At 69.2% G+C, this 14,759-nt stretch carries 10 protein-coding genes; 9 read left to right on the top strand and 1 reads right to left on the bottom strand.

Going from position 1 to position 14,759, the window contains the following annotated elements:
- The first annotated feature begins 112 nt into the window (after positions 1–112).
- The 8 genes from AC07R7_RS11290 (at position 113) to AC07R7_RS11325 (ending at position 12,257) form a co-directional block, all read left to right on the top strand.
- On the top strand, positions 113–1,903 hold the full coding sequence (locus AC07R7_RS11290) for an amidohydrolase family protein (protein ID WP_494635197.1): 1,791 nt from the start codon (positions 113–115) through the stop codon (positions 1,901–1,903).
- A gap of 306 nt (positions 1,904–2,209) precedes the next feature.
- Complete coding sequence (locus tag AC07R7_RS11295) at positions 2,210–5,296, top strand: TonB-dependent receptor domain-containing protein (RefSeq protein WP_494635198.1); 3,087 nt, start codon at positions 2,210–2,212, stop codon at positions 5,294–5,296.
- 208 nt (positions 5,297–5,504) lie between these two features.
- Entirely contained in the window at positions 5,505–6,968 is a 1,464-nt protein-coding gene (locus AC07R7_RS11300) for an amidohydrolase (RefSeq protein WP_494635199.1), read from the top strand.
- Positions 6,965–8,254 carry an amidohydrolase family protein gene (locus AC07R7_RS11305; RefSeq protein ID WP_494635200.1) on the top strand — a complete coding sequence of 430 codons (1,290 nt, stop codon included), beginning with the start codon at positions 6,965–6,967 and terminating at the stop codon, positions 8,252–8,254. The genes AC07R7_RS11300 and AC07R7_RS11305 overlap by 4 nt, the downstream gene beginning before the upstream one ends.
- The gene (locus tag AC07R7_RS11310) at positions 8,238–9,344 is read left to right on the top strand and encodes an amino acid ABC transporter substrate-binding protein (RefSeq protein WP_494635201.1); all 1,107 of its coding nucleotides are present in this window, start codon (positions 8,238–8,240) and stop codon (positions 9,342–9,344) included. Before AC07R7_RS11305 ends, AC07R7_RS11310 begins: the two co-directional genes overlap by 17 nt.
- A complete protein-coding gene (locus AC07R7_RS11315) occupies positions 9,341–10,477 on the top strand; it encodes an ABC transporter permease subunit (RefSeq protein WP_494635202.1) in 1,137 nt (378 codons plus the stop codon). Before AC07R7_RS11310 ends, AC07R7_RS11315 begins: the two co-directional genes overlap by 4 nt.
- Positions 10,474–11,523 (top strand): amino acid ABC transporter permease, encoded by a 1,050-nt coding sequence (locus tag AC07R7_RS11320; protein WP_494635203.1) that lies wholly within the window; start codon positions 10,474–10,476, stop codon positions 11,521–11,523. Before AC07R7_RS11315 ends, AC07R7_RS11320 begins: the two co-directional genes overlap by 4 nt.
- Positions 11,520–12,257 carry an amino acid ABC transporter ATP-binding protein gene (locus AC07R7_RS11325; protein ID WP_492888705.1) on the top strand — a complete coding sequence of 246 codons (738 nt, stop codon included), beginning with the start codon at positions 11,520–11,522 and terminating at the stop codon, positions 12,255–12,257. Before AC07R7_RS11320 ends, AC07R7_RS11325 begins: the two co-directional genes overlap by 4 nt.
- Positions 12,258–12,285: 28 nt before the next feature.
- On the opposite strand, the gene AC07R7_RS11330 is transcribed toward AC07R7_RS11325, so the two are convergent.
- A complete protein-coding gene (locus AC07R7_RS11330) occupies positions 12,286–12,930 on the bottom strand; it encodes an RNA polymerase sigma factor (RefSeq protein WP_492888704.1) in 645 nt (214 codons plus the stop codon).
- Between the two features lie 602 nt (positions 12,931–13,532).
- Between AC07R7_RS11330 and AC07R7_RS11335 the strand changes: the two genes are divergently transcribed.
- The gene (locus AC07R7_RS11335) at positions 13,533–14,609 is read left to right on the top strand and encodes a PLP-dependent cysteine synthase family protein (protein ID WP_492888703.1); all 1,077 of its coding nucleotides are present in this window, start codon (positions 13,533–13,535) and stop codon (positions 14,607–14,609) included.
- The last annotated feature ends 150 nt before the right edge of the window (positions 14,610–14,759 follow it).

A 14,759-nucleotide genomic window follows, 5' to 3' on the forward strand; every position in this document is an offset into this window, starting at 1 on the left:
CGGCGCAAAAAAAACTCATCCGAGCGCCGGCTTTCCGATGTGGCGAAGGGCGCGCGCTACGTCTTAGGAAGCGGCGCCGGGGCGCGTCGGGCGGATGAGCGAGCACAGAGCGATGGCGAACACGAAGCGGGGCTGGACCTGGCGAGCGGCGGCGGCGGTTTCGGCGTCCGTCTTGGCGCTGCACGCGGCCCAGGCGGCCGAGCGGCCGGCGGCGCCGATCGCCATCGTCGGGGCGAGCATCTTCGACGCCACGGGCGCCGCGCCGCGCAAGGCCACGGTCGTCATCCGCGACGGGCGCATCGCCGAGGTCGGGCCAGACGTCAAGGTTCCGCGCGGAGCCCAGGTGATCGACGCCAAGGGCGAGGCCCTGCTGCCGGGTTTCTTCGATCTCCACACCCATTGGACCGGCGGCGGCGTTCCGGCGACCACGCCGCAGATCGCCACGGCTTACGTCTCGGCCGGCGTGACCACGGTCAACGACTTCAACGCCGCGCCGGAGTCATTCGCGCCGCGCCGCCAGTGGCTCTCGACCCTGGTGGCCCCGCACGTCAATTTCGCCGCGCGCGTCAGCACGCCCGGCGGTCATGGCGCCGACTGGGCCGATACGGCCACCACCAAGTGGGTCAACACCCCCGAGGCCGCCCGGGCCGCGATCCAGTCCCTGGCCCCCTACAAGCCCGACCTGATCAAGGCCTTCACCGACGGCTGGCGCTATGGCTCCTCACCCGACAACACCAGCATGGACGGCTGGACGCTCAGCGCGCTGGTCGAGGAGGCCCACAAGGCCAACCTGAAGGTCTTCACCCACACCGTGACCGTCGAGCGCGGGGCGGTGGCGGGGCGCGCGGGCGTCGACGTCATCACCCACAGCCTGCAGGATCGCTTGCTCGACGACGAGGCGCTGGCCGCGATCAAGGCCGGCGGCACGGCCGACACCCCGACCCTGGCGGTCTATGAACCCGTGAAACCCGGCGAGCCCGCGCGCGATCCGGCCGATCCGAAGAACCGTCAGAGCTTCCGCAAGTTCGACTACGCCCTGGCCAACGCCAAGCGCCTTCACGACGCGGGCGTGACCCTCGGCCTGGGCACGGACGCGGGCATGCCCGGCGCTCCCCACGGCCAGGCCAGCCTGCATGAAATGGAGCTGCTGGTGCGCGCGGGCCTCACCCCAAGCCAGGCCCTGATCGCCGGCACCGCCGCCAGCGCCAAGCTGATGAACCTGCAAGCCGACCGCGGCACCATCGAGCCGGGTAAGCGCGCCGATCTCGTGCTGATCAAGGGCGAGCCCTGGACGAACATCGCCGACGTGCGCAAGACCGACCGCGTCCTGATCGACGGCAAGCTCGTCTTTGGCCCAGGCGCCCCGCCGATGAGCGCCAACGCCGCCACCAGCATGCCGGCCATCCCGGCCAAGGCCCTGATCGACGACTTCGAGCGCGCCGATGGCCGCTCGAGCCTGGACACCCTGCGCACCGACGACCCCGACGGCGGCATGGATCGCACCGTCGAGATCAGTCAGGTGATCTCGCGAGGCCCCCAAGGGCGCGCCCTGTCGATCGCCGCGCGCATGGCCATGAAGGCCAAGCCGAGCGCCGGAGTCATCATCCCGTTGACCCGCGGGTCCATCCAGCCGGTCGATGCGAGCGCCTTCAAGGGCGTGCGCTTCGAAGTGCGCGGTGAGGGCGCCTACGCGCTCGGCGTCACCACCGTCTCGGGTCGCTGGTCGGCGCCGTTCGAAGCCGGCGCGGACTGGCGCGTCGTCGAGATTCCGTTCTCGGCCCTGACGGCCGTGCGCGGCAAGGACGGATGGTCCGCCGCCAACCTGACCGAGGTTGAGTTCATGGGTGGCCGCAAGGGGGGCGAGAAGCTCTGGATGGAGATCGATAACGTCAGCTTCTACTGACGTTGAAGCGATCAGCCGAGGACAGCTGAGCGGCGGCGTGGTCAAGGCGCCAAAGGCTCAGTTTCCCTGGCGCCGCTCCGCCAAAATCTGCCGCGCCGGCAAAAACCTAGAAGTTTAGTGGGGGTTCGGGAGCCAGTCGGCGCCCGCTTCCCGGGCGATGGGCGCCCAGCCCGCAGGCAACATCGGCGGAGGCGATTTTATCGTCCGACCCAGGTGGGGCAGCGGCGGCGGCTTACGTCTCAGAGCCTGTCGATCGAGAACGGCGCAAGCCTGCCGGCGGCGAAGCAAGGACCAGAGGGGATCAAGATGAACCAGCACACCAACCGCCGTGGGCGGACGATTTTGATGGCCACGACGGCCGCCTTCCTGGGCGCGGCCGTGGCCCACGCCCAGACCCAAGCCACGCCGCCCGCCGAGCCGCAGGACGCGGCCACCGTCGAGGAAGTGATTGTCGTCGGCAGTCAGATCGCCGGTTCCAAGGTCACCGCCGCCGTGCCGGTCACCGTGGTCGACGCCGCTCAGATCGCCTCCACCGGCGCGGTCTCGGGCGATGATCTGCTGCGCGCGGTGCCGCAGATGGGCAATGTCACCTTCAACAGCACCAACGGCGCCACCAGCAGCAACTTCGCCCGCGGCGACGTCGGCTCGATCAATCTGCGCGACCTGGGCGTGGGCAACACCTTGGTTCTGCTCAATGGCCGACGGGTGGCGACTTGGCCGGGCACCCAGGCCGACGCCAACCTCGCTCCCGTGCTGACCACCAACTCCAATACCCTTCCGGTCTCGGGCATCCAACGCCTTGAAGTGCTGCGCGACGGGGCTGCGGCCCTCTATGGCGCCGACGCCGTGGCCGGGGTGCTCAACACCATGCTGCGCGACGACTTGGACGGCGGCTCGGTCAGCGTGCGCTACGGCGGCGCCGAGGGCACGGGTATGCGCGATTTCAACCTCAACGCCACCGTCGGCCATAATTTCAAGGAGCGCCGCGGCAACGTCACCGTGTCGGTCGACTACGCCTACCGCAGCGCCCTGAAGTCGACCGACCTTGACTACACCGCCAGCGGCGACAAGCGCCCGCTGTTCGCCGACACCAGCTTCGCCGGGTCCAACACGCTAGATCGTCGCAGCACGCTCAGCCCCTGGGCCGACCTGACGGTAGTCGGCCAGACCGGCGCGGTCCGCCAAGGCACGACCAATCTGACGACCGCCGCCGGCGTCTTCCACATCCAGCCCACCGCCGACGGCTCCTGCGCCTCGGTCCTGGCCAACGGTATCTGCATCGGCACGGGCACGCGCGCCACCGCGGGGGCCGCGCGCGACACCCGCTCGGACGGTCAGGCGACCTATGGCCTGTCGGTCATGCCCAAGCTGCGCCGGACGAACCTGTTCTCGACCTGGCGCTATGACCTGACCGACAACGTCACCGCCTATGGCGAGCTGGGCTACTACTTCTCCAAGACCCACAGCGTTCAGGACTCGGTCTTCACCATCGGCTCGACCAAAATCACGGTCCCGACCTCCAACTATTGGAATCCGTTCGGCCCGACCACCTTCGCCGACGGTACGGTCAATCCCAATCGCCTGGCTAACCTGAATATTCCCGCCTCCGGCCGCGCGGTGACCCTGACCAACTACCGGTTCGGCGACCTGGGCCCGACCAATGTCGACGTCAAGGGCAAGCAGGTCCGCGTCCTGGGCGGGCTGAAGGGCGACGCCTATGGCTTCCGCTGGGACAGCGCGCTGCTCTACACCGAGGCTGGCGTCACCGACGTCCAGGACGGCGTCAGCTCCACGGCCCTGCAGAAGCAATTGGCCCTGTCGACCCCCGACGCCTACAACCCCTTCAATGGCGGCGGCGTCAGCAACCCGACCGGCGCAGACACCACCCCCAGCAGCAAGGCCGCGCTCGACGCCATCCGCGTCAAGACCTATCTGAAGGGCCGCTCGACCCTGGCCCAGTGGGACTTCAAGGTCTCCAAGGCCGATCTGATCGCTCTGCCGGGCGGCGACCTTGGCCTGGCGGCCGGCGTCGAGCTGCGCCGCGAGACGATCAGCGACAACCGCGACGCCCGCGTCGACGGCTCCATCAAGTTCACCGACGCGGTGACCGGCGAAGTCCAGACGTCCGACCTGTTCGGCGTCAGCCCGACCCCCGACTCCAAAGGGTCGCGCAAGGTCGCCTCGGCCTATGCCGAACTGGCCGTGCCGATCATCTCGCCCGACATGAACGTGCCGCTGGTGCGCAATGTCGAGATGCAGCTGGCTGGCCGCTACGAGCACTACAGCGACTTTGGCGACGTGGCCAAGCCGAAGGTCGCCCTGGCCTGGGACCTGGTCGACGGCGTTCGCGTCCGCGGCTCCTACTCCAAGGGCTTCCGCGCGCCGAACCTGCTGCAGGTCAATTCCGCGATCGTCACACGCGGCAACACCCGCACCGACTACATCTTCTGCGAAGCCGACCTGCGGTCCGGCAAGATCAGCACCTTCAGCGCCTGCTCGGCCTCGATCGTCGCCACCGCCCAGCGGGCCGGCAATCCCGACCTGAAGGCCGAGACCTCCCAGAGCCAGTCGATCGGCCTGGTGCTGCAGCCCAAGTTCATTCCTTCCGAGCTTGGCCGCTTCACCCTGACGGTCGATGTCTGGGACACCAAGCAGAACGGCATCATCGGCGTGTTCGGCGAGGGCAACGCCCTGATCCTGGACTATCTGATGCGGGTCCAGGGCTCGAGCAATCCCAACGTCATCCGCCTGGCCCCCACCGCCGACGATATCGCCCGGGTGGCCGGCACGGGCCTGGCGGCCGTCGGCCAGGTCACCTACGTCAAGGACCAGTACCAGAACCTCAATCCGCAGGATGTCCGCGGTCTCGACGTCGGCCTCAACTGGCGTCTGCACGGCACCCGCTTCGGCGATTTCGACGCCGACATCAATGTCGCCCACTTCAACAAGTTCTATCGCCAACCGTCGGCCGACATCGCCGCTCTGATCGCCGCGCGTGACGCCGGCAAGATCAATGCGGGCACCTCGATCACCGGCGGCGGGGATCTTCTGCGCCAGAACGGCACCCCCAAGACCAAGGTCTCGGCCTCGCTGACCTGGCGCTACGAGCAAGTGACCGTGGGCGCCTTCACCAAGTACATCTCGTCGATGGACGATACGAGCCTGCTGGCGGCCGACGGCACGCCCTGGCAGGTGGAGTCGCAGGTCACCGGCAACCTCTATGGCCAGTGGACGGTCGCCAGCGGCCGGTTCGACGGCGCCAAGCTGCGGCTGGGGGTCAACAACATCACCGACGAGACCCCGCCGCTGTCGTCGGGAACCTACGGCTATCTGGGCGCGGTCTACCAGCCCTACGCCCGCTACTGGTACTTCAGCCTCAGCAAGTCCTTCTAGCCTCGAGGCGGGTCATGACGCCCCGGCGGACCTTCGGGTCCGTCGGGGGCGCTCTTGAAGGACGCTTTCTCCCCAGGGGCGTTCGGAGCGCATGACCGCCACGGCCCGCCGGGTGCTTTCTGCCCAAAGCGTCCGGCGGGGACCGCCTTCTTCTTCCCGCGTTGGCCGCCGGCCGGATTGGCCCGGACAGGTTCAGGAGACTCTCGTGTTGCAACAATCCAGACCCGTCCGGGACGCCCAGGCGCGTCGCCGCGCGCCCTGGCTCGCCGCCTCGGCGGTCCTGCTGCTGACGGCCTGCGCCGCCGCGCCCAAGCCGCAAGCTCCCGCCGCGCCGCCGCGTCCGGCCGCTCCCCCGCCCAAGGGCCTGGTTCCGGTCCGCGATCCCTATCCCAGCACCTACGCCCCCCCGGCCTCGGGTCTGGTGGCGATCGTCAACGCCAACATCTACACCGGGACCGGCCAGAAGATCCTCGGCGGCATGGTGGTGTTCGACGCGGGCAAGATCGTTTCGGTCGGCCCGAGCGCGGCCCCGCCGCCGGGAGCCAAGGTGATCGACGCCAAGGGCCGCTGGGTCACGCCCGGCCTGATCGACGCCCACTCCCACCTTGGCGTCTTTCCCGCGCCGGCCGTGACCGGCCAGATCGACGTCAACGAGAACATCGATCCCAACACCGGCTATGTCTGGGCCGAGCATAGCGTCTGGCCCCAGGACGCCGGCTTCGAGCGCGCGCGGGCCGGCGGCGTGACCAGCCTGCTGGTCCTGCCCGGCTCGGCCAATCTGTTTGGCGGCCGCACGGTCGCGCTCAAGAACGTTCCGGCCGTCACCGCCCAGGGCATGAAGTTTCCCGGCGCGCCCTACGGCCTGAAGATGGCCTGCGGCGAAAACCCCAAGGGCCGCTACGGCGCGCGCGGCCGCACGCCCGCCACCCGCATGGGCAATGTCGCCGGCTATCGCCGCGGCTGGATCGAGGCGGCCGACTATGGCAAGCGCTGGAGCGCCTACGACAAGAAGGCCGCCAAGGGGGAGGGAGGCGAGCCGCCCAAGCGCGACCTGACCCTGGAGACCCTTTCGGGCGCCCTGGACGGCGAACTGCTGGTGCAGAACCACTGCTACCGCGCCGACGAGATGGCCAATCTGATCGATGTCTCCCACGAGTTCGGATACCACATCACCGCCTTCCACCACGCGGTCGAGGCCTACAAGATCGCGCCCCTGCTGGCCCGCGAGCACATCTGCGCGGCCGTCTGGTCGGGCCGCTGGGGCTTCAAGATGGAGGCCTATGACGGCATCGAGGAGAACGCGGCCCTGCTGACCAAGGCCGGGGTGTGCGTCTCCCTGCACTCGGACGATCCCAACATCATCCAGCGCCTGAACCGCGAGGCCGCCGTGGCCCAGGCGGCGGGGCGCCGCGCCGGCATCGACATTCCCGACGCCGAAGCCATCCAGTGGATCACGCTCAACTCGGCCAAGGTCATGGGCGTGGCCGACCGCACCGGCTCGCTGGAGCCGGGCAAAATGGCCGACATCGTCCTGTGGAGCGCCGATCCCTTGAGCATCTACGCCGTCGCCGACCAGGTGTTCATCGATGGCGTCCTTCAGTTCGACCGCAAGGCGCCGCGGCGTCCGTCCGACTTCGAGCTGGGCCAGAACCGCGGAGACCTCACCCAATGAAGCCCTTCAGCACCCTCCTGGCCGGGCTTCTGGCCGCCTCGGCGATCGCCGTCCCGGCCCTGGCCGGGCCCACCACCGCCATCGTCCACGCCCGCCTGCTGACCATGGGGCCCGCCGGCGAGATCGCCGATGGCGCGGTGATCATCCGCGACGGCAAGATCGTCGCGGTTGGCGCCAACCTGACCCCGCCGGCCGGCGCCACCGTCATCGACGCCAAGGGCGCGGTCGTCACGCCGGGCCTCTTCGCCGCCAACACCGTGCTGGGCGTGCGCGAGGTCAATTCGGTCAAGGGGACCGACGACGCCAAGAGCGCCTCGTCCGAACTGGGCGCGGCCTTCGAGCCGCAGTATGGCCTCAACCCGGAAACGACCCTGGTCCCGGTCGCCCGTCTGGGCGGAGTGACCCGAGCGATCGTCGTGCCCGCCCCCGGCGGGGACGGCGAGGGCGGCGGCGACGACGGCGGCGGATCGTTGTTCGCCGGTCAGGCCTTCGCCATCCGCCTGGCTGGAGACCTGCTCTTCAAGCCCCGCCTGGCGGTGGCGATGTCGTTCGGCGAGAACGGGGCGGGCGGCTCGCGCGGCGCCGAGATCGGCCTGCTGCGCGCGCGGTTCGACGAGGTGCGCTTCTACAAGCAAAACCGCGCCGCCTATGACCGCGGCGAGACCCGGACCCTGGCCCTGTCGCGCGAGGATCTCGAAGCCCTGATCCCCGTGGTCGAAGGGCGCGAGCCCTTGCTGGTGACGGTTCATCGCGCGTCCGACATACGCCAGGTCCTGGCCTTCGCGCGCGAGCAGCGTCTTCGCGTGATCCTCAACGGCGCCGAGGAGGGCTGGCGCGTGGCCGCCGACATCGCCGCCGCCAAGGTCCCGGTGATCCTCAACGCCACCGCCGACCTGCCGCGCACCTTCGAGATCGTCGGGGCCAGTCTGGAGAACGCCGCGCGGCTGCGCGCGGCCGGCGTCGAGATCGCCATCGTCAGCCCCGATCCGGCCCACCGCGTGCGCGAGCTGCGCTACGAGGCTGGCTCGGCGGTCGCCCAGGGGCTGCCTTACGCCGCCGCCCTGGAGGCCATCACCGTGGCTCCGGCGCGGATCTTCGGCCTGGCCGACCAGCTGGGCTCGCTGCAGCCGGGCCGCGTGGCCGACCTGGTCGTCTGGGACGGCGATCCCCTGGAGCCGCGCACCCTGCCCACCGCGATCTATATCGACGGGATCGTTCAGCCCCTGCGCTCGCGCGCCCTCGACCTGCGCGACCGCTACGAGGCCGGCGATGGCGCGCCGCGCTAGAGCCTTCGCCGCCTGGGCGGCCTTGAGCCTGCTCACCGCCTGCGGCGATCCCGGCAGCGCCGTCGATGGCCCGCCGCCCAAGGCGGTCGGCGTCGAGGGCGCGCCGGTCGCCCTGGCCGGCGCCGGGGCGGGGCAGGGGCGGACCCTGGCCGCCGTCCGGGCGCGCGGCTATCTCGTCTGCGGTGTCCAGCAGGGCCTCATCGGCTTCGCCTACGCCGACAACACCGGCCGCTGGCGGGGGTTCGACACCGACTTCTGCCGGGCCACGGCCGCGGCCATCTTCGGCCGGGCCGAAGCCGCGCGCTTCGTGCCGACCTCCTCGACCGAGCGCCTGACGGTGCTGCAGGCCGGGGAGGCGGACGTCCTGTGGCGCAACACCTCGGCCACCTTCTCGCGCGACGCCAAGTTCGATTTCGCCGGGGTCAACTACTATGACGGCCAGGCTTTCATGGTGCGCAAGGCGCTGGGGGTGACGCACGCGGCCCAGCTCAACGGCGCGCGCATCTGCATCCAGACCGGTTCGACCAGCGAGCTGAACCTCACCGACTATTTCCGCGCCCACAAGCTCACCTACGAGCCGGTGGTCTTCGACACCGAGGACAAGGCCCGCGCCGCCTATGGCCGCGAGCAGTGCGACGTCTACACCGCCGACCTCTCCAACCTCGCCGCCGCCCGCGCCACCCTGGCCAGGCCCGACGATCACCTGATCCTGCCCGAGGTGATCTCCAAGGAGCCCTTGGGGCCGGTCGTGCGCCAGGGTGACGACGGCTGGGGCAATGTCGTGCGCTGGACGCTCAACGCCATGATCCTGGCCGAGGAACTGGGCGTGACCTCGGCCAATGTCGAGGCCATGCGTCAGCACAGCGACAATCCCGAAATCCGCCGTCTGCTCGGCGCCGAGCCCGGCTATGGGGCGATGATCGGCTTGTCGGACGACTTCGCCTACCAACTGATCAAACAGGTCGGCAATTACGGCGAGGTCTTCGATCGCAACCTTGGCGCGGCCACGCCCTTGAAGATCGAACGCGGCCTCAACGGCCTGTGGAACGCCCAGCCGGCCGGTCTGATCTTCGCGCCGCCGATGCGATGAGCCGCCCGCCCGTTTCCCCCATCACCTCCGCGCGCCTGGCGGGCTGGGCCTGGCAGGGCCTGGCCCTGGCCGTTCTCGGCCTGGTTCTGGTCATGGCCGCTCGCACGGGCGCGGCCAACCTGCGGGCCAGCGGCCTAGCCTCGGGCTTTGATTTCCTGCACCGCGCCGCCGGGTTCGACATCGCCGAGACCGCCATCGCCTATTCGCCGCGTGACAGCAATGCGCGGGTGTTCTGGGTCGGCACGGTCAACACCCTCCGCGTGACCGCGCTGGCCGGCGTGTTCGCCACGGCCTTGGGCGTCGGGTTCGGCGTGGCCTTGCGGACCCGCGCGCCGTGGATGCGCGGCTTGGCGCGGGCCTATGTCGAGCTGACCCGAAACATGCCGCTGCCGATCCTGCTGCTGGTGCTCTACAGCCTCCTGGCCATGGCGCCGCCGCCGCGCGAGGCCATCGAGCTTGGCGGCCTGGGCTTTGTCAGCAATCGCGGGCTCTATCTGCCGCGGATCGAATGGCGCTGGGGTTCTGGGACGGCCTTGGCCGGCGCCGGCCTGGCCCTGGCCGCGCTGGTCGGGATCTGGCGCGCCGCGCCCACGCGCCGCGTCGCCATGGCGCTGAGCATCAGCTGGCTCGGATTTTGCGGACTCGGGCTCGTGCTCTCGGTATCGGGCCTGGATCTCCCGCGCCCGCAGGGCTTTGGTTTCGTCGGCGGCAGTGTCCTTTCCCCGCCGCTGCTGGCCCTGGTCGCGGCGCTGTCGCTCTATAGCGGTGGCTACATCGCCGAGGTCGTCCGCGGCGGGCTGGCGGCGGTGGACGCCGGTCAGGCCGAGGCCGCCCAGGCGCTGGGCCTGTCGCCGATCCAGACCCTGCGGTGGGTGACCTTGCCCCAGGCCTTGCGCGTGGCCGCTCCGCCCCTGGCCAGCCAATATCTGAACCTGGCCAAGAACGCCTCCTTGGCGATCGTCGTCGGCTATCCGGATCTGGTGGCGCTGTTTGGCGGCACCGTCCTCAACCAGACCGGCCAGGCGGTCGAGACGCTGGGCATGATCCTGGGCTTCTATCTCGTGCTCAGCCTGTCGCTGAGCGGGCTGATCAATCTGTGGGCCGCGCGTCAGGCGCGATGGGCGGTGCGATGAGCGTCCGCCGTTTTCCGAGCCTTCCGGGGCGCGCGCGCCAGCCATGGACCGCCTGGGCGGCGGGGCTCGCCATGGCCCTGGCGGCGCTTGTTCTCGCCGCGCCGGCGCTGCGGTGGCTCTTCTGGGATGCGACCTGGATCGGGCAAAGCCGGGCCGCCTGCGATCCCGCCGGCGCCTGCTGGGCGATGATCACCGCCCGCGCGCCGCAGATCCTTCTGGGCTTCTATCCGGCCGGCCATGGCTGGCGTGTGGGCCTGGCCGTGGCGATGCTGGCCGTCGGCCTGGCTCCCCTGGCCTGGCGACGCCGGGCGGGGCTGACCATGCTCACCGGGCCCGTCGGCGCGCTGGCTTGCCTGGCCTTGATGGGCGGCGCCGGCGTTCTGCCCAGCGTGCCCAGCGCCTATTGGGGCGGCTTAGCCCTGAACCTGATCGTGGGCGCGGTCAGCGCCATCTTCGCCCTGCCGATCGGCGTCCTCCTGGGTCTGGCCCGGCGCAGCCCCTTGCCAGTCATCCGGATCTTGGCCGGCGCCTATGTCGAGGCAGTGCGGGCCGCGCCCCTGATCGTGGTGCTGTTCGCCGCCGCCGTGCTCGTCCCGCTGCTCATTCCGCCCCAGTGGAGCCTCGACAAGCTGACCCGCGCGATCATCGCCATCACCTTCTTCGAGGCCGCCTACATGGCCGAAGCCGTTCGCGGCGGACTGATGGCCGTGCCCCAGGGGCAGCGCGAGGCCGCCCGCGCCCTTGGCCTGAAGGGCTGGCAGGTCCTCGCCTTCGTCGTGCTGCCCCAGGCGCTTCGCACGGCGACGCCGGCCCTGGTCAACAGTTTCATCGGCCTGCTCAAGGACACCAGCCTGATCTATGTGATCGGCGTGCTCGACATCACCGGCGTCCTGCGAAACGCCGTCAGCGACTACGCCTGGCAGGGGCTGGAGCCGGAGGCCTACATCTTCGTTGGCCTGACCTTCTGGCTGCTCTGCTTCGGCCTCTCGCGTTGGTCGGCGGCCTTGGAAAGGCGGGTCGCGCGCGCCCAAGGAGCCCCCTCATGAGCCAAGCCATGATCGAGATCGCCGACCTGCAGAAATGGTACGGCGACCAGCACGTCCTGCGCGGCGTGGACCTGTCGGTGCGGCCAGGCGAGCGCGTCGTGGTGCTGGGACCGTCCGGCTCGGGAAAGTCGACCCTGATCCGCACGGTCAATGGCCTGGAGCCTCACCAGGGCGGAACGATCCGGGTCGATGGCCATGACCTGGACGCCCGCGGCCAGGACGGGGCGGCCGCGCGCCGCGCGACGGGCATGGTGTTTCAGGCCTTCAACCTCTTTCCGCATCTGAGCATCCTGGACAACTGCACCCTGGCGCCGATCCGCGTGGCCGGCCTGGCGCGCGCTCAGGCCGAGGCTCAGGCGATGGCCCTGCTCGAGCGCGTGCGCATCGCCGATCATGCACGGAAGTTTCCGATCCAGCTGTCGGGCGGCCAGCAGCAGCGCGCGGCGATCGCTCGCGCCCTGGCCATGGCGCCCAGGGTCATGCTGTTCGACGAGCCGACCTCGGCGCTGGATCCGGAAATGGTCGGCGAGGTGCTGGACGTGATGTGCGGCCTGGCCGAGTCCGGCATGACCATGATGGTCGTCACCCACGAGATGCAGTTCGCCCGCGATGTCGCCGATCGGGTGATCTTCATGGACCAGGGACGGATCATCGAGTCCGGCCCGCCCGCCAGCTTCTTCGCCGATCCGCGCGAGGCGCGGACCCGCGCGTTCCTGGGACGGCTTCGCGCCTAGTCTCTGGAGGTGTCGTCCAGCGCGGCGATCAGCTCAGGGCTGGGGCCGCGCTCATGGCCAGGCGACGCACCCGGGCGCCCGCGCCCCAGCTGTCCGTGATCGGATCATCGCGGTCGTGGAGCTGGACCGACAGCGTGTTGAGCGCCCGGGTGATGTGCTTTTCGACCGCGCTGGTGGAGATGCCGTGGCTCGCGGCCACCTGCTTGAGGCTCTGGCCCTCCAGGCGCACGGCCAGGAAGATTTCGCGCGTCCTCTGGGGCAGGAGCGCCAGGGCCGCCCGGGCCGCCCGCACTTCCTCGCGCGCCTGCAGGATGCGGATCGGCGAAAGGTCGTCGCGAGGATGGGTCTCGGGCGACAGCTCGCAATGGTGATGGACGCAGCGGGAGCGGTTGCGCCGATAGAGATCCACCAGGGTCGAGCGGACCACCTGGTAGAAGTAGCGCTTGGGAAAGCGGATGTCCCAGCGGGCGTCGCGGGTATGAAGCTTCAGCATCACGTCCTGCACGACGTCGTCGATCTCGCCTCTGTCGAGCCGTTTGGACAGATAGCTCTTCAATTCCGGCACATAGCGCCAAAAGTAATCGGCGGGGCTCTTGACGAGCAAGGTGTCGAGCGCGGCGCTCGTAGCAATATAGTCGGACGCCAGCTGAGCCCCTAAAGCAGATTGCGACACGTTGTAACGCCCCCAGTCACGCGACCTATCGTCTTACTAATCTCAGAGTTGTCTTCATCTGTTGTTTGGCGCGGAGGCGTGGCCTGCGGTCTTGCTGACGCCTCCGCGAACCTTGTTCGTCACTGAACTGTTTCATAGAGGCGGCTGTGGTGTCATCCCAAACTGGATCGCTTGAAACTCCATCTGGTGGACAAAATTCCAACATTCCCGATCTGCATGGGTTTTTGTTCGGGTCTGGCGGTCCTGGGCGGGAATCTCTCTGGATCTGCTCCGCCTGGCGCTTGTGTTGCGACCGATATCTCAGGTCTCGTTCTTATCGGTGTCGATGGTGTGGGATAAAACCATCGCACTTCGGTCATTTCTTGGGAAAATTTGGGAAGACATTTGGCGCGGGGCTAGGCAGGTTCTGCGGCCTTGATCGAGGGTCTTGGCATGAGCGTTGCCCACCAAGCTGATTTGGCGCCGTCGGCGCCCAGGCCAGGGCGCTCGGGTCGCGGCCGTGGCGGGTGGCGGACCATACCGGTTTGGCGCGGCCTGGCCGGTCAGGTCTGACGCTTTCAGGCGCGCCGTTCCGCGACGACATCAACAACAAAGGTCTTTTCATGCTTGCGAGTTCGATCGGCGCGGCCGACACGCGACGTTTCGCCAAGGCGCCGAACGCGCCCGCAAGGGGTTGCGACCAGGCGATCGCCGCGCTTTCGGCCATGTCGGGTCTTGTCGGGCGCACGCCGCTGCTGGCGATCGACCTGTTGTGGCGGGGGCGGGCCGCGACCGTCTTCGCCAAGGCCGAGCTTTATAACCTCACCGGCAGCATCAAGGACCGGATGGCCTGCAGCATCATCGGCGCGGCCTATGAGCGTCGCGAACTGGCGCCGGGTCAGGAGATCGTCGAGGCCACCAGCGGTAACGCCGGCATCGCCCTGGCCGCGGTCGGCCAGGCGCTCGGCCACCCGGTGACGATCTTCATGCCCGACTGGATGAGCCTGGAACGGCGGGCCTTACTGAGCAGCCACGGCGCGACCATCCGCCTGGTGTCGAAGGCCGAGGGCGGCTTCGTCGGATCGGTGCGCATGGCCGAGGCCTACGCCGCCGCCAAAGGCGCGTTCCTGTCGCGCCAGTTCTCCAATGACGACAACTGGCGGGCCCACTATCACGGCACGGCCGAGGAGTTGCTGACCCAGATGGCGGCCGAAGGCCTCGAGCCCGACGCTTTCGTCGCCGGCGTGGGAACGGGCGGAACGGTGATGGGCTTCGCCCGGCTGTTTCGCGACCGGCGGCTGGCCGCCAGCGTCCATCCGGTCGAGCCGGCCGAGTCGCCGACCCTTTCCACCGGCCACAAGGTCGGCGCCCACCGCATCCAGGGCGTTTCCGACGAGTTCATTCCCGACATCGTCAAGCTCAACGAACTGGCGCCGGTGATCGCCGTGCATGACGGCGACGCTATCCTGATGGCCCAGAAGGTCGCCCGGCAACTGGGTCTGGGCGTGGGTATTTCCAGTGGCGCCAATCTGATCGCCGCAATCAAGGTGCTGGAGGCGGGGCGGCCCGACGCCCGGGTCGCCACAGTCCTTTGCGACAACCATGCCCGCTATCTCTCCACCGCTCTGGCTCAGGAAGAGCCTGTGCGGCCCGGCTATCTCAGCCCGCACGTCGAACTGATCGGCTGGCGGGCGCTGTAGGCGGCTTAGCGGCTCCAGGTTGGCCTATGACGGCGGCTCCGTGGTCGGGCGCGAGGCGGCGGCGTCAGCCTGTCCCCGCCGAATCCGGCCGACCGGGCGGGCTGATCTATGCTTCGCCATATGCATATGATCAGCCTCCACAGCGGCGTC

The organism is Caulobacter sp. GW821-FHT05F04, assembly GCF_059419665.1.